Annotated in this window: 21 protein-coding genes and 2 pseudogenes; 11 read left to right on the top strand and 12 right to left on the bottom strand. The window is 69.4% G+C overall.

Annotation, left to right across the window (positions count from 1 at the left end):
- Positions 1-14: 14 nt before the first annotated feature.
- Both ACX28W_RS31470 and ACX28W_RS31465 read right to left on the bottom strand, forming a co-directional pair.
- Complete coding sequence (locus tag ACX28W_RS31470; RefSeq protein WP_459003236.1) at positions 15-1244, bottom strand: SpoIIE family protein phosphatase; 1230 nt, start codon at positions 1242-1244, stop codon at positions 15-17.
- Positions 1245-1530: 286 nt separating this feature from the next.
- A complete protein-coding gene (locus ACX28W_RS31465) occupies positions 1531-1794 on the bottom strand; it encodes a hypothetical protein (protein WP_459003234.1) in 264 nt (87 codons plus the stop codon).
- A 177-nt stretch (positions 1795-1971) separates the two neighbouring features.
- On the opposite strand from ACX28W_RS31465, the pseudogene ACX28W_RS31460 reads away from it, so the two are divergent.
- Positions 1972-2583, top strand: a pseudogene (locus tag ACX28W_RS31460) (transposase family protein); the annotation flags it as partial.
- 1 nt (position 2584) lies between these two features.
- Here the strand turns inward: ACX28W_RS31460 and ACX28W_RS31455 are convergent.
- Together ACX28W_RS31455 and ACX28W_RS31450 are read right to left on the bottom strand one after the other, a co-directional pair.
- A pseudogene (locus tag ACX28W_RS31455) lies at positions 2585-3010 on the bottom strand (spermidine/putrescine ABC transporter substrate-binding protein); the annotation flags it as partial.
- Positions 3011-3172: 162 nt separating this feature from the next.
- Positions 3173-4612 (bottom strand): gamma-aminobutyraldehyde dehydrogenase, encoded by a 1440-nt coding sequence (locus tag ACX28W_RS31450; RefSeq protein WP_459003233.1) that lies wholly within the window; start codon positions 4610-4612, stop codon positions 3173-3175.
- 166 nt (positions 4613-4778) lie between these two features.
- On the opposite strand from ACX28W_RS31450, the gene ACX28W_RS31445 reads away from it, so the two are divergent.
- The 5 genes from ACX28W_RS31445 to ACX28W_RS31425 all read left to right on the top strand — a co-directional run bounded on the left by ACX28W_RS31445 (position 4779) and on the right by ACX28W_RS31425 (position 9491).
- Entirely contained in the window at positions 4779-5366 is a 588-nt protein-coding gene (locus tag ACX28W_RS31445; protein ID WP_459003231.1) for an Lrp/AsnC family transcriptional regulator, read from the top strand.
- Positions 5351-6733: an aspartate aminotransferase family protein gene (locus ACX28W_RS31440; protein ID WP_362070790.1), complete on the top strand. Its 1383-nt coding sequence runs from the start codon at positions 5351-5353 to the stop codon at positions 6731-6733. The genes ACX28W_RS31445 and ACX28W_RS31440 overlap by 16 nt, the downstream gene beginning before the upstream one ends.
- Positions 6734-7016: 283 nt before the next feature.
- A complete protein-coding gene (locus ACX28W_RS31435) occupies positions 7017-7754 on the top strand; it encodes an ABC transporter ATP-binding protein (protein ID WP_459003230.1) in 738 nt (245 codons plus the stop codon).
- Complete coding sequence (locus tag ACX28W_RS31430; protein ID WP_459003228.1) at positions 7736-8977, top strand: hypothetical protein; 1242 nt, start codon at positions 7736-7738, stop codon at positions 8975-8977. Before ACX28W_RS31435 ends, ACX28W_RS31430 begins: the two co-directional genes overlap by 19 nt.
- Positions 8978-9083: 106 nt before the next feature.
- Positions 9084-9491: a VOC family protein gene (locus tag ACX28W_RS31425; RefSeq protein WP_459003226.1), complete on the top strand. Its 408-nt coding sequence runs from the start codon at positions 9084-9086 to the stop codon at positions 9489-9491.
- A 145-nt stretch (positions 9492-9636) separates the two neighbouring features.
- Here the strand turns inward: ACX28W_RS31425 and ACX28W_RS31420 are convergent, their stop codons facing one another.
- Positions 9637-9813 carry a hypothetical protein gene (locus tag ACX28W_RS31420; RefSeq protein ID WP_459003224.1) on the bottom strand — a complete coding sequence of 59 codons (177 nt, stop codon included), beginning with the start codon at positions 9811-9813 and terminating at the stop codon, positions 9637-9639.
- Positions 9814-9819: 6 nt separating this feature from the next.
- Between ACX28W_RS31420 and ACX28W_RS31415 the strand changes: the two genes are divergently transcribed.
- Together ACX28W_RS31415 and ACX28W_RS31410 are read left to right on the top strand one after the other, a co-directional pair.
- On the top strand, positions 9820-10935 hold the full coding sequence (locus ACX28W_RS31415; protein WP_459003223.1) for an LOG family protein: 1116 nt from the start codon (positions 9820-9822) through the stop codon (positions 10933-10935).
- Between the two features lie 147 nt (positions 10936-11082).
- Entirely contained in the window at positions 11083-11793 is a 711-nt protein-coding gene (locus tag ACX28W_RS31410) for an LAETG motif-containing sortase-dependent surface protein (protein ID WP_459003222.1), read from the top strand.
- Positions 11794-11865: 72 nt separating this feature from the next.
- On the opposite strand, the gene ACX28W_RS31405 is transcribed toward ACX28W_RS31410, so the two are convergent.
- The 6 genes from ACX28W_RS31405 to ACX28W_RS31380 all read right to left on the bottom strand — a co-directional run bounded on the left by ACX28W_RS31405 (position 11866) and on the right by ACX28W_RS31380 (position 18253).
- Positions 11866-12663, bottom strand: a complete 798-nt coding sequence (locus ACX28W_RS31405; RefSeq protein WP_459003220.1) for a maleylpyruvate isomerase family mycothiol-dependent enzyme — start codon at positions 12661-12663, stop codon at positions 11866-11868.
- Positions 12664-12706: 43 nt separating this feature from the next.
- On the bottom strand, positions 12707-13795 hold the full coding sequence (locus ACX28W_RS31400) for an ABC transporter ATP-binding protein (protein ID WP_459003218.1): 1089 nt from the start codon (positions 13793-13795) through the stop codon (positions 12707-12709).
- Complete coding sequence (locus ACX28W_RS31395) at positions 13795-15402, bottom strand: ABC transporter permease (protein ID WP_459003258.1); 1608 nt, start codon at positions 15400-15402, stop codon at positions 13795-13797. Before ACX28W_RS31395 ends, ACX28W_RS31400 begins: the two co-directional genes overlap by 1 nt.
- A 128-nt stretch (positions 15403-15530) precedes the next feature.
- On the bottom strand, positions 15531-16643 hold the full coding sequence (locus tag ACX28W_RS31390; protein WP_459003217.1) for a thiamine ABC transporter substrate-binding protein: 1113 nt from the start codon (positions 16641-16643) through the stop codon (positions 15531-15533).
- 222 nt (positions 16644-16865) lie between these two features.
- The gene (gene rlmN / locus ACX28W_RS31385; RefSeq protein ID WP_459003215.1) at positions 16866-17972 is read right to left on the bottom strand and encodes a 23S rRNA (adenine(2503)-C(2))-methyltransferase RlmN; all 1107 of its coding nucleotides are present in this window, start codon (positions 17970-17972) and stop codon (positions 16866-16868) included.
- Between the two features lie 125 nt (positions 17973-18097).
- A complete protein-coding gene (locus ACX28W_RS31380) occupies positions 18098-18253 on the bottom strand; it encodes a hypothetical protein (protein WP_459003213.1) in 156 nt (51 codons plus the stop codon).
- 236 nt (positions 18254-18489) lie between these two features.
- Between ACX28W_RS31380 and ACX28W_RS31375 the strand changes: the two genes are divergently transcribed.
- Both ACX28W_RS31375 and ACX28W_RS31370 read left to right on the top strand, forming a co-directional pair.
- Complete coding sequence (locus ACX28W_RS31375; protein WP_459003211.1) at positions 18490-19275, top strand: PAS domain-containing protein; 786 nt, start codon at positions 18490-18492, stop codon at positions 19273-19275.
- Positions 19272-20453: a PP2C family protein-serine/threonine phosphatase gene (locus ACX28W_RS31370; protein ID WP_459003209.1), complete on the top strand. Its 1182-nt coding sequence runs from the start codon at positions 19272-19274 to the stop codon at positions 20451-20453. Before ACX28W_RS31375 ends, ACX28W_RS31370 begins: the two co-directional genes overlap by 4 nt.
- 286 nt (positions 20454-20739) lie before the next feature.
- Here the strand turns inward: ACX28W_RS31370 and ACX28W_RS31365 are convergent, their stop codons facing one another.
- On the bottom strand, positions 20740-20913 hold the full coding sequence (locus tag ACX28W_RS31365; protein WP_459003207.1) for a hypothetical protein: 174 nt from the start codon (positions 20911-20913) through the stop codon (positions 20740-20742).
- Positions 20914-20948: 35 nt separating this feature from the next.
- On the opposite strand from ACX28W_RS31365, the gene ACX28W_RS31360 reads away from it, so the two are divergent.
- A complete protein-coding gene (locus tag ACX28W_RS31360) occupies positions 20949-21296 on the top strand; it encodes a DUF6479 family protein (protein WP_459003206.1) in 348 nt (115 codons plus the stop codon).
- Positions 21297-21425 lie beyond the last annotated feature (129 nt).

Below are 21425 nucleotides of genomic sequence, written 5' to 3'. Positions count from 1 at the left end.
TCTTTGCCCCCTCCTCAAACCGGGCAGGGGTCGTAATGACCTGCCCGACTGCCTTGTGAGGGGTGCCCCGTCGCAGCAACCGGCCGCTCATCCATCCCGGCCGGCGGCGTCTGCGGCAGGGGCTGCTCGGTCCAAATCACCTTGCCGGCCTGCGTATGCCGGGTCCCCCAACGCTCGGCGAGCCGGGCGACAAGAAACAGACCGCGTCCGTTCTCGTCCGTGGTGGCCGCCTGACGCAGATGGGGGAACGCGGGGCTGGAGTCGAACACCTCACACGTAAGGGCGTGGTCACAGAGCAGCCGAAGGTGGATCGGTCCAGTGGTGTGGCGAAGAGCGTTGCTCACCAGCTCGCTGAGGATCAGTTCGGTCGTGAAGACAAGGTCACTCAGACCCCAATGCGCAAGCTGGCGCGTAACAGCAGCACGCAGGTCCGCCACCGCCGTCGGCTCGGCGGGCACATCCCAGTCGGCGACCTGATCAGGTCGCATGCTGCGAGTGCGGGCGACCACCAGCGCGACGGCGCCGCCGGGGCGGACCGGGAGCAGTGCGTCGAACACGGCCGCGCAGGTCTCCTCCGGGCCCACAACGCCGTTCCGGGTGGCGGCTCGGCTCAGCACCCTCCGCAGCAGTGCGACACCGGCATCGGCGCCCTTTCCTCGGCGTTGGAGCAGGCCATGGCCGTAGAGCACCAGTTGGCTGCCCTCGGGCACCTCCCACTCCGCAGTGGTGAAGGAGCCGCTGCCCAGGCCGAGGGGCGGCCCGGCGGGCACGTCGGGGAACTCCACCCGGCCATTGGGGCTTACTACGGCGGGCGGCCGATGCCCGGCCCCGGACACCGCGCAGTGCCGGGAGACCGGGTCGTAGATCGCATAGAGACAAGTCGCTCCCCTGAAAGAGCCCTCCCATTCGTCAGGGCCCTGGCCCCATCGGGTCGCGAGATCATCGAGGCGGCCCAGGAGTTCGTCGGGCGGCAGGCCGGTCGAGGAGAGGGTGCGGACCGCGCCGCGCAGCCGGCCGATCCAGGCGCGGGCACGCGGGCCGCAGCCCACAACACTGCCCACGGCCATGGCCACGCGATTCTCGGGCAGCGCCATGAGCTCGATCCAGTCGCCCGATGTCTCCGGTCGTGCAGGCCGATAGCGGACTGCCACGTCGACAGCGTGCTGGGCGAGCGAGCCTGGGAAGGCGTGAGGCATCTCGAGGGGTGACGGTTGTGGTGTGTCCGCGGACGTAGTCGCGTTCATGTTCCGCTCCTTGTGGGTTTGCAGGATCGGATCGCATCCGTGAACTCGACGCTAGGCGTGCAGGGCACGACAGCCACTGGGCGCGGAACACCACCTCTCACTTGAAGTTGGTACTGACGGGCCAATCGGCCCTCACCAGCACTGAAGCCGTCAACGGATCACGCCTCGGCGCGCCAGTCCGAGAGCCCCTTGGTTCTCGGCGAAGTTGTCGTCCCAGCCCTCAACGGCCTGCACACAGCAGGCGTTCCCGGCCGGGAAACCCCGACCGGGAACGCCTGACCTGGTCTTAGTAGCCGCCGTCACCCCAACCGCCGTCGTCGTCACCGTCGCCCCAGCCGCCGCCGTCGCCGTGGCCGCCACCGCCGCCGCCGTGGCCGCCACCGCCACCGCCGCCGTGGCCGCCACCGCCGCCGCCGTCAGCCGCGTAGCTGACGGCGTGGCTCTGCTGCGACGCCGACGCCGTGCCGACCCCCATACCGGTGCAGGCGAGGACGACTGCGGCAGCGGTAACGGCCGCCAGGCGGCCAATGCGGGACACATGTGCACTCATGACGTTCTCCTCTCAGAACTGAGTAACTATCTGATACGGAGGCGACATTTTTTCTCGACAACGCATTCAGTCACGCGTCCATTGCCTCCGCGAGCACGGGTATTCACATAGCCGGTACCACAGATCCGTAGGCAAATCCTCCGTGCTGTCCACCACGCTATGGACGGACGTGAGGCAATCCATCGGGCGCAGAACACGAGGAAGTCAGCACCGTTCGTATCCGGGACCCAACATTGGTACCCGGAGGAGTTCCGGAAGGACGCCGTCGCGCTGTACCACGCGGCCGGTGGCAAGCACACGTACGCGGCGGTGGACGCGGATCTCGGGATCACCGGGGAGACGTTTGCGGATGTGGGTCCGCACGGACGCCACCCCGCACTCGGCGCCCGAGCACCATGAGGCCGGAGCCGGTACGAATCCGGCTGAGGACCTGGCCCGGCTGAAGGAAGAGAACGCCAGGCTGCTCAGGGCCGAGAGGGAATGACAGCGGCAGCGCGACATCCTGCGCCGGGAAGCCGCCTATGTCGCCCGGGAGGTGAAGTGAGGACCCACTGGGACTTCATCTCCCACAACGGCGCCGATTTCGGCGTGAAGCGGCTGTGCCGGGCCCTTGGGGTGTCCCGCTCCGGCTTCTATCGACACCGGACCACCACTGTCGCCCGTATCGAGCAACAGGCGGCCGAGGACCGGGCGGTCGCGGAGATCCGCGAGATCCACGCCGAACACCACGGCGCCTGCCGCGCCCCGCGCGTGCATGCCGAACTCCGGTCCCGTGGACGGAAGATCAATGCTTGGCCCGGTCCATCTCCTGTACCCAGCCGAGCCGGACGAAGCGCGCGCACATCCAGTCGCTGATGACGATCAGATCGCGGCCCGTCTGCTGGTGGTTCATCAGGGACGGGCTGATCTTGCCGAAGAACTCGTCGTTGTCGTTGATCTCCTCGATGTAGTCGACGGAGATCCCGGTGCGCTTCTCGAAGGCGTCCACAGTGGGCCGCTTCGTGCTGTCCTCGTCGTCGGTGTCGATGTACAGCGGCCAGTTCGCCCAGGTCAGCCGCTTGTCGCGGGCGGAGAGGTCGACCCCGGCACGGTCGCCCGGTGACACGTACGCGGCAGGCACCCCGCATCCGGCCAGGGCACCGAGCGCCGCGCCCCCGCCCAGGGTGCGCAGCAGGGACCGGCGGGACAAGGGCGGGGTCCTGCGAAGCGCTGGCACCCCGGCAGCATGCCGTCCCCGTGCCGGCGCGGACAATGGGCGCTGCGTCGAGCCGTCGCCCCCCGACCCGACACCCTGTCGCCCCCCACGTACACCCAGTACGTACACCGCGGCCCCGGACAGGACCAACTCCCGTCCGGGGCCGCGCGGTTCATGCGGTGATCAGCCGTCCAGCGACGTCATCACGTGCTTGATCCGCGTGTAGTCGTCGAAGCCGTACGCCGACAGGTCCTTGCCGTAGCCGGACTTCTTGAAGCCGCCGTGGGGCATCTCGGCGACCAGCGGGATGTGCGTGTTGATCCACACGCACCCGAAGTCGAGGGCCTTCGACAGGCGCATCGCGCGGCCGTGGTCCTTCGTCCAGACGGAGGACGCGAGGGCGTACTCGACGCCGTTCGCCCACTCGACCGCCTGGGTCTCGTCCGTGAAGGACTGGACGGTGATGACCGGCCCGAACACCTCGTGCTGGATGATCTCGTCGTCCTGCTTCAGGCCCGAGACGACGGTCGGCGCGTAGAAGTAGCCCTTCTCGCCGACCCGGTGGCCACCGGACTCCACCTTGGCGTGAGCGGGCAGCCGCTCGATGAAGCCGGCGACCTGCTTGAGCTGGTTCGGGTTGTTGAGCGGCCCGTACAGCACGTCCTCGTCGTCCGGCTGCCCGGTCTTCGTATCCGCGGCGGCCTTGGCCAGCGCGGTCACGAACTCGTCGTGGATGGACTCCTGTACGAGGACACGCGTGGCGGCCGTACAGTCCTGGCCGGCGTTGAAGAAGCCCGCCACCGAGATGTCCTCGACGGCCTTGGCGATGTCGGTGTCCTCGAAGACGACGACCGGGGCCTTGCCGCCCAGCTCGAGGTGGACCCGCTTGAGGTCCTTGGACGCCGACTCGGCGACCGACATGCCCGCGCGCACCGAGCCGGTGATGGAGGCCATCGCCGGTGTCGGGTGCTCGACCATCGCGCGGCCGGTCTCGCGGTCGCCGCAGATGACGTTGAAGACGCCCTTGGGCAGGACCGAGCCGATGATGTCGGCGATCAGGACGGTGGACGCGGGGGTCGTGTCCGACGGCTTGAGGACGACCGTGTTACCGGCCGCGAGTGCGGGGGCGAACTTCCACACCGCCATCATCATCGGGTAGTTCCACGGCGCGACCTGCGCGCAGACGCCGATCGGCTCGCGGCGGATGATGGAGGTCATGCCCTCCATGTACTCGCCGGCGCTGCGCCCCTCGAGCATGCGGGCGGCGCCCGCGAAGAAGCGGATCTGGTCGACCATCGGCGGGATTTCCTCGGACCGGGTCAGCCCGATCGGCTTGCCGGTGTTCTCCACCTCGGCCGCGATCAGCTCCTCGGCCCGTTCCTCGAAGGCGTCCGCGATCTTCAGGAGGGCCTTCTGGCGCTCGGCGGGGGTCTGGTCGCGCCAGGCGGGGAAGGCCGCGGCGGCGGCCGCCATCGCGGCGTCCACGTCGGCCTGACCGGACAGCGGGGCGGTCGCATACGCCTCGCCGGTCGCGGGGTTGACGACCTCGGTGGTCCGCCCGTCGGCGGCGTCCCGGAACTCACCGTCGATGTAATTGCGCAGACGACGCAGCTCGGTGCTCACTGCCGGCCCTCCAAGTTTCGGGTGTCCAATCACTGAGACAACCACCCTAATCCGTACGCCGACGTTTTCAACACCCCCGGTCGGCCCAGAACTGCGAAATCCGCACGATACGCCATCGCAAACAACGAATTTCATCGCTACGTCCTTGCGGAACCGTCGAGACGTCGTGCACAGTGAGCTCGTGGCCAGTCGAAGCGCAGACCCCAGGGACTCCCGCGAGTCGAGGAGCGAGTCCCGGATCGATTCGCGGATCGATTCCCGGAGCGACTCCAGGATCGAGGCGAGGAACGAGTCCAGGAACGGCCGTCCCCCGTTGGACTCCGTCTCCCTCGCGATCATCGAGCAGCTCCAACAGGACGGACGCCGTCCCTACGCCGCGATAGGCAAGGCCGTCGGCCTGTCCGAGGCGGCCGTGCGCCAGCGCGTCCAGAAGCTGCTCGACCAGGGCGTGATGCAGATCGTCGCGGTCACCGACCCGCTCACCGTGGGCTTCCGCCGACAGGCGATGGTCGGCGTCAACGTCGAGGGCGACACGGAGTCCGTGGCCGACGCGCTGACCGCCATGTCGGAAGTCGAGTACGTGGTGATGACCGCGGGCTCGTTCGACCTCCTCGCCGAGATCGTCTGCGAGGACGACGACCACCTGCTGGACGTCATCAACAAACGCATCCGGGCCCTGCCCGGGGTGCGCTCCACCGAGAGCTTCGTCTACCTGAAGCTGAAGAAGCAGACCTACATGTGGGGAACCCGATAGCCGTGACCGCCAAGGACCTCAGCAAGACCGCGTACGACCACCTGTGGATGCACTTCACCCGCATGTCTTCGTACGAGAACGCGCCCGTTCCCACCATCGTCCGTGGTGAGGGCACCTACATCTACGACGACAAGGGCAAGCGCTACCTCGACGGTCTCGCGGGCCTGTTCGTGGTCCAGGCGGGCCACGGCCGCACCGAGCTCGCGGAGACGGCGTTCAAGCAGGCGCAGGAGCTGGCCTTCTTCCCGGTGTGGTCCTACGCCCACCCCAAGGCCGTCGAACTGGCGGAGCGCCTCGCGAACTACGCCCCCGGCGACCTGAACAAGGTCTTCTTCACCACCGGCGGCGGCGAGGCCGTCGAGACCGCGTGGAAGCTCGCCAAGCAGTACTTCAAGCTGCAGGGCAAGCCGACCAAGTACAAGGTCATCTCGCGCGCGGTCGCCTACCACGGCACCCCGCAGGGCGCCCTGTCCATCACCGGTCTGCCGGCCCTGAAGGCCCCCTTCGAGCCGCTGGTCCCGGGCGCCCACAAGGTCCCCAACACCAACATCTACCGCGCCCCGCTCTTCGGCGACGACCCCGAGGCCTTCGGCCGCTGGGCCGCCGACCAGATCGAGCAGCAGATCCTCTTCGAGGGCCCGGAGACGGTCGCGGCCGTCTTCCTGGAGCCGGTGCAGAACGCCGGCGGCTGCTTCCCGCCGCCGCCCGGCTACTTCCAGCGGGTCAGGGAGATCTGCGACCAGTACGACGTGCTGCTCGTGTCGGACGAGGTCATCTGCGCGTTCGGCCGCCTCGGCACAATGTTCGCCTGCGACAAGTTCGGCTACGTACCGGACATGATCACCTGCGCCAAGGGCATGACCTCGGGCTACTCCCCGATCGGCGCGTGCATCGTCTCGGACCGCCTCGCCGAGCCGTTCTACAAGGGCGACAACACCTTCCTGCACGGCTACACCTTCGGTGGCCACCCGGTCTCGGCCGCGGTGGGGCTGGCCAACCTCGACCTGTTCGAGCGTGAGGGCCTCAACCAGCACGTGCTGGACAACGAGTCCGCGTTCCTGACCACCCTGCAGAAGCTGCACGACCTGCCGATCGTCGGCGACGTCCGCGGCAACGGCTTCTTCTACGGCATCGAGCTGGTGAAGGACAAGGCCACCAAGGAGACGTTCACGGACGAGGAGTCGGAGCGCGTGCTCTACGGCTTCGTCTCCAAGAAGCTCTTCGAGTACGGCCTCTACTGCCGCGCCGACGACCGCGGTGACCCGGTCATCCAGCTGTCGCCGCCGCTGATCTCCGACCAGTCGACCTTCGACGAGATCGAGGGGATCGTCCGTCAGGTGCTGACGGAGGCGTGGACGAAGCTCTGATCTTCCCGATCTTGCCGATCTTGCCGATCTTGCCGATCTGCCTGATCTCCCGCTCTTCCTGATCATCCTGATCTTCCGTATGGATGATCAACACCGGCCCCGGTGCCGCCCGTTCGAGTGAGAAAGGGCGGCCCGGGGCCGCGTGCTGTCCGGCCTCCCGCCCCCGACTCCCTAGCGTGCCAGTGACCGATCGGCCCTGCCTTCGTTCCCCCGTCCGGGGGGACTGAGCGACCTCTCCGAGGCCGCTAGGCAGCGCAAATCAGATCTGAACGAGGTGTACGCGATGGTGGCCCCGCCGGACAACGACGTGCTCTGGGCACGCGCCCTGCACGTCAAGCACAACGGCTCCCCCGCGCTCAGCGGTGTCTCGCTAGGCATCCGCGAGGGCGAGATCCTGGCCGTCGGCGGCCCGCGCGGCAGCGGCAAGACGACCCTGCTCCAGTGCCTGTCCGGGCAGCTCCTGCCGCAGCAGGGCGAGGTCTGGTTCAACAGCACGCCGGTACACACCATGGGCACGCTGACCCGCGAACGGCTGCGCCGCGACCGCTTCGGCTGGATCGACCCGGCCCCGGTGCTGGTACCGGAACTGAACGCCTGGGAGAACGCGGCGCTGCCCCTGATGCTGCGCGGCGCGGGCCGCCGGGCCGCCAAGACCACCGCCCTGGAGTGGCTGGAGCGGCTAGACATCGGCGACTGCGCCCGCAAGCGCCCGCACGCCCTGTTGCAGGCCGAGCGCCAGCGCGTCGCCATCGCCCGCGCCCTCGTCCCCTCCCCCACGGTCCTCTTCGCCGACGAGCCGACCGCCCCGTTGTACCGCGCCGACCGCGCCCAGGTGCTGCGGACGCTCACCACGGCGGCCCGCTCGCACGGCATCACGGTCGTCCTGGCCACGCACGACACGGACACCGCGGCGCTCGCCGACCGCACGGTGTCGCTGCTCGACGGACGGCGCGTCAACAACGTCCACCTGCCCCCGGTCACCGAGTCGGAAGGCCGGGCCGCGTGCTCGCTCTCCGTCTAGCCCGCGGCGCCCACCCCCTCGTCCAGCTGCGCAGACTGCTGGTCGCCGGCGCCGCAGCGGGCACCGGGTTCCTGCTGCTGTGCACGCTGGGGTACGCGATGGCGCATCCGGAGGCCTCGGCCGGCTCGGCGCTCCGGCTCGCCTGGTGCGTCGCGCCCGTCGCCGCCACCGTGCACTTCGCGGTCGCGGTCGCCCGTACGGACCCGGGGACCCGGCCGCGCTCCGGGCTCGCGGCGGTCGGTCTCGGCCCGGGCCGCCTGATGGCCATCTCGGCCGTCACCACCGCCCTGTCGACCACGCTGGGCTCGATGCTCGCACTGCTGGTCTTCCTGCAGCTGCGCGGCGACCTGACCGGCATGCCCTTCGACGGCGCCGCGACGGAGTTCCTCGCCGCGGACCACCCCCTGCCGCTGCCCGCGGCACTGACGCTGCTCGCCCTGGTACCGCTGGCCGCCTCCGCGGCGAGCGCGGTGGTGCTGCGGCCGCGGGGCCTGGCGCCGGGACGCGCCGGACGGCACAGCTCGCCCCGGACCTCCTCCCGTAAGAGCGCGGAGTCGGGACCGTACGCCGATCAGCCGGGGCGCCCGCTGGACCCGCAGCAGCCCGCCGCTCCACTGCCCACCCCCGGCGGGCTGCCCTGGGGCACGGCCACCGTCGCGGCGGGGCTCGCCGTGGAGGCGTACGCGAGCCGCTCGGGATCGGCAGTCGGCGCGGACCTGTCCGGCCGCTTCGCGGGCGCCCCCGCCGGGGTGCTCGGCGGCTGGGCGCTGACCGCGTTCGGGCTGGCCCTGGCCGGACCCGCGATCACCCACCTGTGCGGGCGGCTGCTCCAGGCCGTACGGCCCGGTGCGCTGCGGCTGCTCGCCGGGCGCGTCCTCCAGGAGGAGGCCCGGCGCATCGGGCGTCCGCTGGGCGTGGTGTGTGCGGTGGCATCGGGCGCGTATGCCATGGCGACCCTGTACGCGGGGGCCCGGCCCTCGTTCGGACCGCTCAGCACGCTCGGGGCACTGCTCGTGGCCGGGTGCGCCGTCGCGACACTGCTGACGGCGGCGGTCGAGGCCAAGCACGCACGCGCCGACACCACGGCGGCGCTGCTGCGGCTCGGGGCGCCGGCCTCGATGCTGCGCGGCGCGGCACTGCTCCGCGCGGGCACGCTCCTCACCGTGTTCGGCCCGCTGACCTGGGCAGTCGCGGAACTGGCGGCACTCGCGGCGGCCCACTGAGAGGTCGTACGAAATCATGTTCCCGATGAGCGATGAGTTTCGCGTGGACGGGCGGTCCAACTCTCCGTACAGCACGCCACGTCACCTTCTCCGGGAGAGACCACTCATGTACCAGCAGATGATCTTCGTGAACCTCGCCGTGAGCGACGTCGACGCCTCGAAGAAGTTCTTCACGGAGCTCGGCTACACCATCAACCCGCAATTCACGACGGACGACTGCGCGTGTGTCGTCATCAGCGACACGATCATCGCGATGCTGCTGAGCAAGCAGCGCTACGCGGACTTCACGAAGAAGGAGCTCGCGGACCCGACCAGGACCAGCGAGGTGCTGCTGTGTCTGAGCGCCGAGAGCCGCGAGAAGGTCGACGAACTCTGCGACAAGGCCCTCGCGGCGGGCGGCTCGGAGACACGCGAGGCCCAGGACCACGGCTTCATGTACGGCCGCGCCTTCGACGACCCGGACGGCCACACCTGGGAGGTCATGTGGATGGACCCGGCAGCGGTCCAGGGCTGAGCCGAACTCCCCGGAGGCCGGGCCCGTGCGGCGGATCATGTGAGCACCTCGCTCTGAGATCATTGTTCGATCGTGGGGCGAGGTGATCAAGCACTCACGGGCCGCACCCACCCGCTGGGACAAACGCGCCTGGGTCTTCTTGGACTCAGGCGCCAGTGAGCTTGTTCTCCGGCGCGTTCTCGCGGCGCGGGAGCAGCAGGGGGCCGGCCAGAAGGAGGACTCCGGCGTCCGCGATCGCCGGACGGACCGCGCACAGCTCACTTCGCGCGGACCGGCGTAGCTCCTGGGTGGGCGACGGGAAATTGACGGCAGGGCCTAGCATGGCCGCGTGCAGCCAACCCCCCTTCACGCCGGCCACGACCGTGAGATCGAGTCCCTCGCCGAGTTCGACGAGGTCGTCTCGGAGCACGGCTCGCTCGCTCAATTCCGTGTCCAGGCAGTCGATCTGACGGATCGTACGGAGACACTGCTCTCTGTGGACACCGCGGGCTCGGTCTTCCTCGGCTGCCCGATGACCCCCGAGGCGGCGGCGCGGGTGAGAGCCTCGGGCGCGCTGGTCTTCCCACCCGTCCCCGGGCTGCCCTTCGACCCGTACCGGGGTCTGCTCTACACCCCGGACGAGCTCTTCCACTCGCTGGACGCCGGGTACGAGGCGACGCTGGACGCGCGCGCCTACACCTGGATACAGCAGACCAAGGCCGACGGCGACGTCTTCGCGTCGATGCTGCGCGCGATCCACGACGACTCGGTGTCCGACGCGCTCGACGAGCTTCTCGTCGGCGCACGGGTGGTGGGCGTGATGGGCGGCCACGCGATGGCGCGCGGCACGGAGGCGTACGAGGGCGCGGCCCGCCTGGGTCGCGAGCTGGCGCGCGCCGGTTTTATCGTCGCCACCGGCGGCGGCCCGGGCGCGATGGAGGCCGCGAACCTCGGCGCGTACGCGGCTCCGTTCGACGACGCGATGCTCACCGAGGCGTTCCAACTCCTCGCTGGGGCACCGTCGTTCGTGCCCTCGATCACCGACTGGGCGCGTGCCGCCTTCACCGTGCGCGAGCGCTGGCCCGCGGGCGGCGCCTCCGTCGGCATCCCCACCTGGTTCTACGGCCACGAACCGCCGAACGCCTTCGCCTCGGACATCGCCAAGTACTTCGCCAACGCGACCCGTGAGGACGGGCTGTTGGCCCGCTCGAACGCGGGCGTCGTGTTCCTGCCGGGCGCCGCCGGGACCGTACAGGAGATCTTCGACAACGCGACCCCGAACTACTACGAGTCGCGCGGCGAGCCCACCCCCATGGTTCTCGTGAACCGCGCGCACTGGACCGAGAAGCACCCCACCTGGCCGCTCCTCCAATCGCTGGCCCGCGAGCGTTCGATGGAGTCCCGGATCGCGCTGGTGGACCGGATCGAGGAGGCCCCGGAGGCACTCAAACGCCTCGGGGGTTAATGACCAGGCAAAGCCAACGGCACGGCAGGGCATATGCATTGACAGCACTTAGCTGGCGCTTATAAACCTGTGAGGCCCGAGGGGGCGCTGTTACCACAGCAGAACCCCACTCAAACCCCCCGCAGTTGCGCATTTTGAAGGGCAATCGTGTCCATATCTCGCCGTACCGCACGTTCTGTGCGAATCCTCGGTGTTGCCTCCGCCACCGCCGCGCTCGCGCTCGGCGTCGCCGGCAACGCACTTGCTTGCAACATTCGTGACTTCTCGGCCGCCGCCTCGTGCGACGACAACGGGAAGGGCATCATCACCGTGACCGACACGGACGCCACGGGCGTCAACGCCACGGTCTCGGTCTACCTGGAGTCGAACGGCGCGGACGTGAAGCTCGTCGGCTCCAAGAAGGTCAAGGGCACCCGCGAGGGCGCCACCGTCACCTTCTCCGAGGACTGGGCCCCCAAGGCCGTGTACCGCGTCCGCATCAAGGCCGGGAACATCGTCGACGAGGACATCTCGCCGCAGCTGACCACCCCGTCCGAGGCGTGCAAGACCACCGGGACGCCGTCGCCTTCGGAGACCCCGGTGACCCCGGTGACCCCGGAGCCGTCGGAGACTCCCTCTTCCCCGGCCTCCTCGGAGACGCCTTCCGCGACCCCGTCGGAGTCGGAGAGCGGCAGCACCGCGCCCGCCACGGCAGGGGACAACTCCCCGTCCCCGGCGGTTGGTGAGTCGAACCTCGCCGAGACCGGTGCGAACTCCAACACCCCGGTGATCGCCGGTATCGCCGGTGCCCTCGTGGTGGTCGGCGGCGGAGCCGTGTTCTTCGGCATGCGCCGCCGTGGCGGCTCGAAGGCCAACTGACCGGCACCCCGTAGGACGAACGTGTGGCCCGTCCCCCCTCGGAGGGGCGGGCCGCACGCCTGTGCGCGCCCGCTACCCGAAGGTGGCCCGCTCCAGCCAGAAGTCCAGCAGTTCCCGCTCCCCCAGCACCTCCAACCCCCCACCGTCCAACGGCAGTCGGCGATAGAAGCCGAGCAGCACGTCGATGAGCGGGCCGCGCAGCGCGACGGCCGCCTTCTCGTGGCCCCGCCGCCAGACGACACCCTTCTCGGTGAGTTCGACGACCCACTCGGCGTTCAGCTCGGGGCCGACGTCGGTGGCGTGGAGGTGGATGCTGCGCCCCGGACCACGCAGCTCCGTCGCCGCGTCGTGCGGCTGTGTCCGCTGCACGAACTCGATGATCTCCAGCCACTCGTCGATCGCGTCCACGGCCACATCGGGTGCCACGTCGTACGGCAACCCGGCGGCCAGGGTCGCGTCGGCACGGTGGATCGCCAGCTCGTGCGTCATCCGGCGGGCCCAGAAACCGGAGGTGAGGACACCGGCCCACGACCACACCTTCGCATCGGGCCCCGCCTCGCGCAGCGTGCCCACCAGCGTCTCGCCGGTCTCCGCGAGCCAGACGTCCAGGGCGGCCGGGTCGCCCTCGGCCTCCGGTCCCCCGACGCGCGGAACCTCCGCCTCGGGGATGGGCTCCTGCGTCCTCGTCCGGACCATGAGTTCCGCCCAGCGCAGCGCTCCGCCGGTGTGCCGTACGAGCTGCTCCAGCGACCAGTCCGGGCAGGTCGGCACGGTCGCGGAAAGGTCCGCCCCGGAGGCCACCACGTCCCTGAACTGCCGCACCTGCGACTCGATCGCGTCGCAATAGCGGTCATGTGCGAGAAGCGTCATGCCCCGCACCTTATGCGGCGCTCCCCTGCGGCCACGACTCCATTCATCCGGCCGACTGCTTCCCGAGTACGACGATCTCGGCCACGTCGAACGCCACCCCGACCTCGTCCCCGGGCGCCGGCGCCTCCCGCAGCGCACACGCCGCCTCGAGCCGCGGCCCGCCCGCGGGCTGCAGCTGTACGGCGACATGAGTGCCCCGGAAGGTGCGAGCGGCCACGATGCAGCGCAGCCCGTCCGCGGGGGCGACCAGCCGTACGCCCGCGGGCCGCACCAGCAGCGCGCCGGGACCCTGCTCGGTGCCTTCCGGCACCGGAAGCTTCCCCCACGGGGTGTCCGCGACCCGATCGCTCACCGTCGCCCCGACCACGTTGTCGAAGCCGAGGAAACGTGCCACGAACTCGTCCGCCGGGTGCTGCCAGACCTCAAGTGGCGTACCGGACTGGGCGATCCGTCCGTCGCGCATCACCACGACCCGGTCGGCGAGCGCGAACGCCTCCCCCTGGTCGTGCGTGACCGCGAGCACGGTCGTGCCCAACTCACCGAAGAGTTCTCTGAGTTCGACGACCAGTCGTTCGCGCAGCGAGCGGTCGAGCTGGCCGAGCGGCTCGTCGAGCATCAGCAACCGGGGGCGCGGCGCGAGGGCCCGGGCCAGCGCGACCCGCTGCTGCTCGCCGCCGGAGAGCGAGGCGACGGCCCGGGATGCGGCTCCGGGCAACCCGACCAGCTCCAGCAACTCCCGTACGCGTACGGCCTGTTGGTCCTTCGGCGTGCCGTGCATGCGCAGCCCGAAGGCGACGTTGCCGCCCACGTCCCGCTGGGGAAAGAGCTGGTGGTCCTGGAACATCAGCCCGACGCCGCGCTGGTGCGCGGGCACGCCGCCCTGGTCGCGTCCGCCGAGAAGCACCCGTCCGCCATCGAGCGCCTGGAGCCCGGCCACCGTCCGCAGCAGCGTGGACTTGCCACTGCCGCTCGGCCCGAGCACGCACACGATCTCGTGCTCGGCGGCCTCGAGGTCGACGGCGTCGAGCACGGGCCGCCCGCCGAAGCGTACGGTCGCCGCCTCGATCCTCAGCAGGGCGTTCCCCGACTTCGCCCTCACCTCCGCCTGCGCCTCTTTGACGAGCCTTGTCATCAGAACTCCCCCGTCCGGTCGGTGCGCATTCGCTCCAAGAGCAGCAACGCCACCGCACACACCACCATCAAGATCGTCGAAAGGGCCATCGCCTGGCCGTAGTTGAGATCGCCCGCGCGCCCGAGCAGCCGGGCCACGGCGACCGGCAGCGTCGGATTGTCGGGCCGCGCGATGAACACCGTCGCCCCGAACTCGCCCAGCGACACCGCGAAGGCGAACCCCGCCGCGATCAGCAGCGCCCGCCGCACCATCGGCAGATCGACCTCCCGCCATACTCGCCACGGCGACGCCCCGAGCACGGCCGCCGCCTCCCGCAGCCGTCCGTCCACCGCCCGCAGCACGGGCAGCATGGTGCGGACGACGAAGGGCACGCCCACCAGCGCCTGCGCGAGCGGCACCAGGATCCAGGACGACCTCAGATCCAGTGGCGGTTCGTCGAGCGCGATCAGGAAGCCGAATCCGACGGTCACAGCGGACACGCCGAGCGGCAGCATGAGCAGCGCGTCGAAACCTCGTACGAGACGACCGGCCCGTCGGGTGAGCGCGGTGGCCGCCAGACCGCCGATCACCACGGCGATGGCGGTGGCGGCGAACGCGTAGGCGAGCGAGTTGCCGATCGCCTCGATCGGCGCGACCAGGAAGATGCCGCTGTCGGCGGAGGTCAGCGCCTTGTAGTAGGCGAATCCATAGCCGCCGGGGGTGTCGAAGGACCGCTGGACCAGCACGCCGAGCGGCAGGACGAGCAGGACGGCGATGCTCGCCAGCACCCCCACGAGCAGCGCCCACTGCCCGGCCCCTCGCGGCCTGCGCGCGGTCACCTCGGGGGACACCAGACGCAGGGCGGTCTCCCGGCGGCGTACGGTCCCGGCGTGCACGGCGAGGATCGCGCCCACGGCCACGAACTGGATGATCGTCAGCACGGCCGCCGTCGCCAGGTCGAAGATCTCCGAGGTCTGCCGGTAGATCTCGACTTCCAGGGTCGAGAAGGTCGGCCCGCCGAGGATCTGCACCACACCGAACGAGGTGAAGGTGAAGAGGAAGACCATGAGCGCGGCGGCGGCCACGGCCGGGCTCAGGGCCGGGAGCGTCACCTTGCGCCAGGCCGCGAACCGAGAGGCGCCGAGCATCCGCGCGGCCTCCTCCTGGCGCGGGTCCAGCTGCGCCCAGAGCCCGCCGACGGTCCGTACGACGACCGCATAGTTGAAGAACACGTGCGCGAGCAGGATCGCCCACACGGTGGTGTCCAGACGTACGCCCCACAGCTGGTCCAGGAGCCCGCCCCGGCCGACCAGGGCCAGGAACGCCGTACCGACGACGACGGTCGGCAGCACGAACGGCACGGTCACGACGGCCCGCAGGACTTGCTTGCCCCTGAAATCGAAGCGCGCGAAGACGTATGCGCCGGGGAGCGCGATCAGCAGCGTGAGCGCCGTCGAGGCGAGCGCCTGCCACGTGGTGAACCACAGGACGTGCCGGATGTCGGACTGCGCCAGCACCTCGCCGATCCGCCCGAACTGCCAGACCCCGTCGACCTTGAGGCCCCGGGCCACGATGGCCGCGACGGGGTAGGCGAAGAGGACGGCGAAGAACGCGACGGGCAGGGCCATGAGCCCGAGCCGCGCCGCGCTGCCACGCTTGTCGGGCAACGCCTTGGCTGCTTCAGTCACTTCGCATACTTCAGCCACGTCAGTCACTTCGCGTACTTCAGCCACGTCAGGCACTTCGGGTACTTCAGTTACTTCAGTACGAGTGAGGTCCACGACTTGACCCACTGGTCACGGTGGTCGGCGATCTCGGCGGGAGCCAGAGTCTCGGGGTCCTTGGCCTGGGGACCGAACTGCGTGAACTCGGCCGGCACCTCGGCGCCCTCGACCACCGGGTACACGAACATGTTCAGTGGCATGTCCTCCTGGAACTTCTTGGAGACCAGGAAGTCGATGAGCGCCTTGCCGCCCTTCGTGTTCTTGGCGTTGCTCAGCAGCCCCGCGTACTCGACCTGCCTGAAGCAGGTGCCGCTCGCGACCCCGGTCGGCGCGGTCGTCGGCTTCGGGTCGGCGTAGATGACCTCGGCGGGCGGCGAGGAGGCGTAGGAGACCACCAGCGGCCGGTCGGCCTTGGCCTTCTTTCCGCCGGCCGACCCGGAGAACTCGTCGTTGTACGCCTGCTCCCAGCCGTCGACCACCTTCACACCGTTGGCCTTCAGTTTCTTCCAGTAGTCCGGCCAGCCTCCCCCACTCTCGGCTTCGCTCGAGCGGGAGGTGCCCCCATCCCCGTACTCGGCGGCGGTCCCGAGCAGGAACCCGAGGCCGGGCGAGGAGGTGGACGCGTTCTCCGTGACGAGCAGGTTCTTGTACGCGGGCTTGATCAGGTCGTCGAAGGAGGTCGGCGGGGCCAGCTTGTGGTCGGCGAAGTACTTCTTGTCGTAGTTGACGCAGATGTCACCGGAGTCGATCGGCGTGACCCGGTGCTTGTCCTGGTCGACCCGGTACTCCGGGAGGATCTGGTCCGAGCCGCTCGCCTCGTACGGCTGGAAGAGCCCGTTGTCGAGCGCACGGGACAGCAGGGTGTTGTCGACGCCGAAGAAGACGTCGCCCTGCGGGTTGTCCTTGGTGAGGACGGCCTTGTTCACGGCCTGCCCGGCGTCCCCGTCCTTGAGGATCCTGACCTTGTAGCCGGACTCCTTCTCGAACGCGTTCAGCACGCTCTTGGAGTAGGCGAAGGAGTCGTGACTGACGAGGGTCACGGTCTTGGAGTCCCCGGCGTCGCTGCTGTCGGCGGACCCGCACGCGGACAGCGTGACCAGGCCCAGGCCGATACCCACGGCCGTGATCGTCCTCTTGATGCCCACTGAATTCCTCCTGGGATGACCAGGAAGAGACGCGGCCCTGCCCGGGAACCGTGGGAGGTTCCCGGGCAGGGCGCAACAGCTTGAGTGATGCCCGAACTTCCTACCCAGAATGACCTGGGCAAGGTTCTGAGGGTCTGCGGCCCACCGGAGTTCCGGCTACCGCACTCTCAGCGCTGTGGCGCTCCCCTGTCGGAATATGAAGATGTACGTACCGAGCACAGGTTACCGCTCGGTGGCCGCGAGCTGACCGCACGCCCCGTCGATCTCCTGGCCCCGGGTGTCCCGGACCGTGACCGGCACCCCATGGGCCGCGATCGCCTCGACGAACGCTTTCTCGTCCTCGGGCCGCGAGGCGGTCCACTTCGAACCCGGGGTCGGGTTCAGCGGGATGAGATTGACATGCACGGGCTTGCCCTTGAGGAGCCGCCCGAGCCGGTCACCGCGCCATGCCTGGTCGTTGATGTCCCGGATGAGGGCGTACTCGATGGAGAGCCGACGCCCCGACTTGGCCGCGTACTCCCATCCGGCATCCAGCACCTCGCGCACCTTCCACCGCGTGTTGACGGGTACGAGGGTGTCGCGCAGCTCGTCGTCCGGCGCGTGCAGCGAGATGGCGAGCCGGCACTTGAAGCCCTCGTCGGCGAACCGGTGGATGGCGGGGACGAGTCCGACCGTCGACACGGTGATACCGCGCTGCGAGAGCCCGAGCCCGTCCGGCTCGGGGTCGGTGAGAGCGCGGATCGACCCGACCACCCGCTTGTAGTTGGCGAGCGGCTCACCCATACCCATGAAGACGATGTTGCTCAGCCGCGCCGGGCCACCCGGGATCTCGCCGTCCCGCAGCGCCCGCATGCCGTCCACGATCTGGTGCACGATCTCACCGGTGGACAGGTTCCGGTCGAGACCGGCCTGGCCGGTGGCGCAGAACGGGCAGTTCATCCCGCAGCCCGCCTGGGAGCTGATGCACATGGTCACCCGGTCCGGGTAGCGCATCAGCACGGACTCCACGAGCGTGCCGTCGAACAGCCGCCACAGGGTCTTGCGGGTGGTGTCCTGGTCGGTCGACAGATGCCGCACGACCGTCATCAGCTCGGGAAGCAGTGCCTCCTGGAGCTTGCCGCGCGCGGCGGCCGGGATGTCCGTCCACTCCGCCGGGTCGTGCGCGTACCGCGCGAAGTAGTGCTGCGAGAGCTGCTTGGCGCGAAACGGCTTCTCACCGATCGCGGCGACGGCCTCTTTCCGCTCGGCAGGCGTGAGATCGGCGAGGTGCCGCGGCGGCTTCTTGGCTCCGCGCGGCGCGACAAAAGTAAGTTCTCCGGGCTTAGGCATGGCTCAACCAGTGTCGCAGATCCACTTGAGTGACCTGCGGCTGCCGCTGACTACGACTGCCGTCGGTAGTCGTCACCGGTCGCCACCGAGCGGCCTCGGACGGCCCAGAGACGGCCCAGCGGCGATCACTCGTCAACTGCCGGCCACTCGTCGAGCCGGACCCTGACCTGGTGGTTGTGGGCGTGCCAGTAGACCTCACCGCTGACGCAGGCACCGAGGGCCGGGAGAGCCATCCCCGGCGGCATGGACGTGGTCTCCGCCAGCCCCATGGCGTCCGGCACGCCATCTAGGCACGCCATCTATACGTACGAAGCCCCCGATTCGTGCAGTCTTGAACCTGTGGCTCTTCCTTATCGGATCGAGCCTGAGGTCACTCTGTGTGAGTCGAACGCCCGCAGCCCCAGGTCGGCCGTGCATCAGCGTCCGTGCTCGTCCTGCCCCCGTCCGTAGAGACATCACGGCAAAATGCGCGACGATAGCTGAAAAGGCTGTTTTGGTATATGCCAGGGAGCCACAGATGGACGCCTCGGACGAACTTCTTCGAAGGGCTGACCCGTCAGCCCTTCTGACCCTGGACGGTGCCATGCGCGGCCTCAACGCCGCGATGGCCACGGCGCTGGGCAGGCCGGCGGAGCAGTGCCTGGGACGTGACTTCTGTGATCTATGGCCTGCAGGCCGACAGCTCTGTGCCGATAGTCTGATCCACGCCGCCAGGACGAGCACGACCGCGATGCGGGTGCTGGAGTTCCCCGGGCAAAACGGAGTACCCCTTGCCTGCTTGATCGAGGCGCGGCAAGTGAAGGATTCCGCCGGTGACGAGCAGCTGGTCTGGGTGCACGCGCTGGATGCGCGAAACGACCTGCCCAGCCTGCTGATCCCGTTCCGGTTGGCCACCGAGGCCGCCGACCTCGGCCTGTGGATGTATGCCCCCCATCGGGACCAGCTGGAGTGGCTCGGTGGCGCACCCGTCGTGGCCGCGCTCTTCCCGGATTCCACTGCGCCGTTTTCCAGAGTGATCTCGGCAGTGCACCCGGACGACCGGGAGGCCTTCCGGCAGCTCCTGCGCTCGGCCCCCATCCAGCAGTCCCCCTGGGTGAGGTTGCGATACCTCACCCAGCACGACGGCTGGCACCAACTGGCCGCCCAGACCCGTCGGCTCCAGCTGGGGTATGGCGGCCCCGAACGGATCTTCGGGGTGGTCCGCGACGACACCAACAGGAGAAGCGCAAGCAGAAGGCGCAGGCCGCACTGGCTGCCGAGCGACAGCGCGCCAAGGACATCGCCGACTTCTCCTCCGCCTTGATCATCGCAGCCTCGGAGCAGGAGTTGCAGCAGGTCGTCCTGACCAGGCTCGCCGCGACCTTCGGCGCCAGCGGCGCCCTGCTCGCACTCGTCGACGACAGCCGCCTGCGCTGCGCCACCGATGCCGGGATAGCCATGCGCGAGGTCCAGGCCCTGAACGGCCTGCGGCTGGGCCATCCGAGTCCGCTGCCTGAGGCGATCCGCACCGGCCGGCCGCAGTTCATCCCCGACCGGAAGCACCACATCCGCCGCTGGCCGCACGGCCCATTTCCGCGGCTCGACCGGCTCGGCTCCGACTACGCCTTCTCGATCACCCCCCTCAGCGAGACCGGCGATCAACCGCTCGGGGCGTGGGTGATGACCTACCACCGCGGATACCAGCCGTCTCTGGACGAGCGGACCCTCATGGGCACGCTGGCCGACCTGGCAGGCCAGGCGCTGCGGCGCATCAGGTTGCAGCAGGCGCGAGTCGAGCTGGCCACGGCGCTGCAGCAGACCATGCTCCCCACGCTGCCCGAGCACCTCCCGGGCCTGGAGGTCGCCGCCCGCTACCGGCCCAGCCGTGACGGGCTGGACATCGGCGGAGACTGGTACGACGCCTTCGTGCTGCCCGACGGCGCGATCGCCCTGGAGATCGGCGACGTCCAGGGGCACGACGTGGAGGCCGCCGCCTTCATGGGACAGGTCCGCTTGTCCTTGCGCCTGATCGCCTCCCAGGAACCGGATCCGGGAACCGTGCTGACGCGCACCAACGAGCTGCTCGTCACGATGGATGCCGCACGATTCACCAGCTGCACCATCCTGCATGTCGACTCGCGCGACGGACGGGTCACGGGCACCAGCGCCGGCCATGTGCCGGTGCTGTGCGCACACAGGGACGGCAGCCACGATGTCCGTGAGCTGCCGGGCGGGCCGGTCCTGGGCGTCGCGCCCGGCATCAAATACCGCGCGGAGCCCTTCACCCTGGACGAGGACAGCGCGCTGGTCATGGTCACCGACGGCGTGGTAGAAGGACCAGGCCTGACGCTGGACGCCGGACTGGAACGAGCCGGAACACTGGCCGCCCAAGCCGTCCACGACGGACTGAACGCCGAAGAGACCGCCGACCGCATCCTCGACGCCGCGATCGCGGTCGACCACCTCGACGACGTCGCCTTGCTGGTCATCCGACGCACATGACGACGCCCGCGTCCTCACACCCCTCTATACGGGCCCCACTGCAAGACTCCCTCGCGCTCATTCGCCGAGCGGTGAGTCCTCCACGACTCAGCCAAGCCAGCCGCGGAAGGACCCTCCAGCCCCAGTCACCCAGAGCCCCAGTTTGGAAGATCGCGTATGCGGATCGGGGCTGAGCTGGCGAGACGCTGACGTGCGGGTTCTCGGGCTGCTCGCCGGTGTTCCCCGTTACTCCCCGCCGGTCGCTGCTCGATCGGGCATGTTGGGGGACACGGCTGGGCCTCGCCCATCAAAACCGCAGGTCGGGGGCGCCCTGGAAGACCAGCCGGACGCTGGTGACGTAGCGCGTGCAACACCAGCGCGTCCTCGACGCCACGCAGCGGACCGAGGCGTTCGCGATCACGCGGCGGGGGAGGCGTTCACCGACGCCCGGCGCGATCAGGACGGTTGATTCATGGGGCAATTTGAGGGTATTTGCCTTGTATGAGTATCGCATCGATGCAGATTGCAGAGCCGAGCGGCCTCATCAGCCTTGCGCTGTTCGGGGTCGCCGTAGCCGTCCTGGCGCTGCTGGCAGGCGGCTTCTGGCTGGGCTGCCGCATACGGGCCAGCGAGCGCCTGCCACGCCCTGAGGACCAGCCGCGCCTTCCCGCGGACGGCCCGGTCCACGAAACCCGGGAGATCCGGGAGCCCGCCGAGGTCCCCAAGGTGACCAAGGACCAACACGCTCTCACCCCGTACGAGCTGGCCCACACGCCAACCCGCACGAGTCCCTTGAAGAAGCCGCCACGCTGGGTCGAGGGTAGAACCGGTTCGTTCGGCGGCGGCGGTCTGGGCCCTCACTGACCGCCTGCCCATCGGTGGCGGGATCCGCGCCCGCTCGCCGTGTCACAGACATACGGAGAGGGCTCGCCGTCCTGTGGACAACGAGCCCCCGCCACCATCACAACCGCAGGTCAGCCGCACCTTGGAGGA

Source organism: Streptomyces sp. SD15 (assembly GCF_054462255.1).
This window is presented reverse-complemented; position numbering and strand designations above follow the sequence as displayed.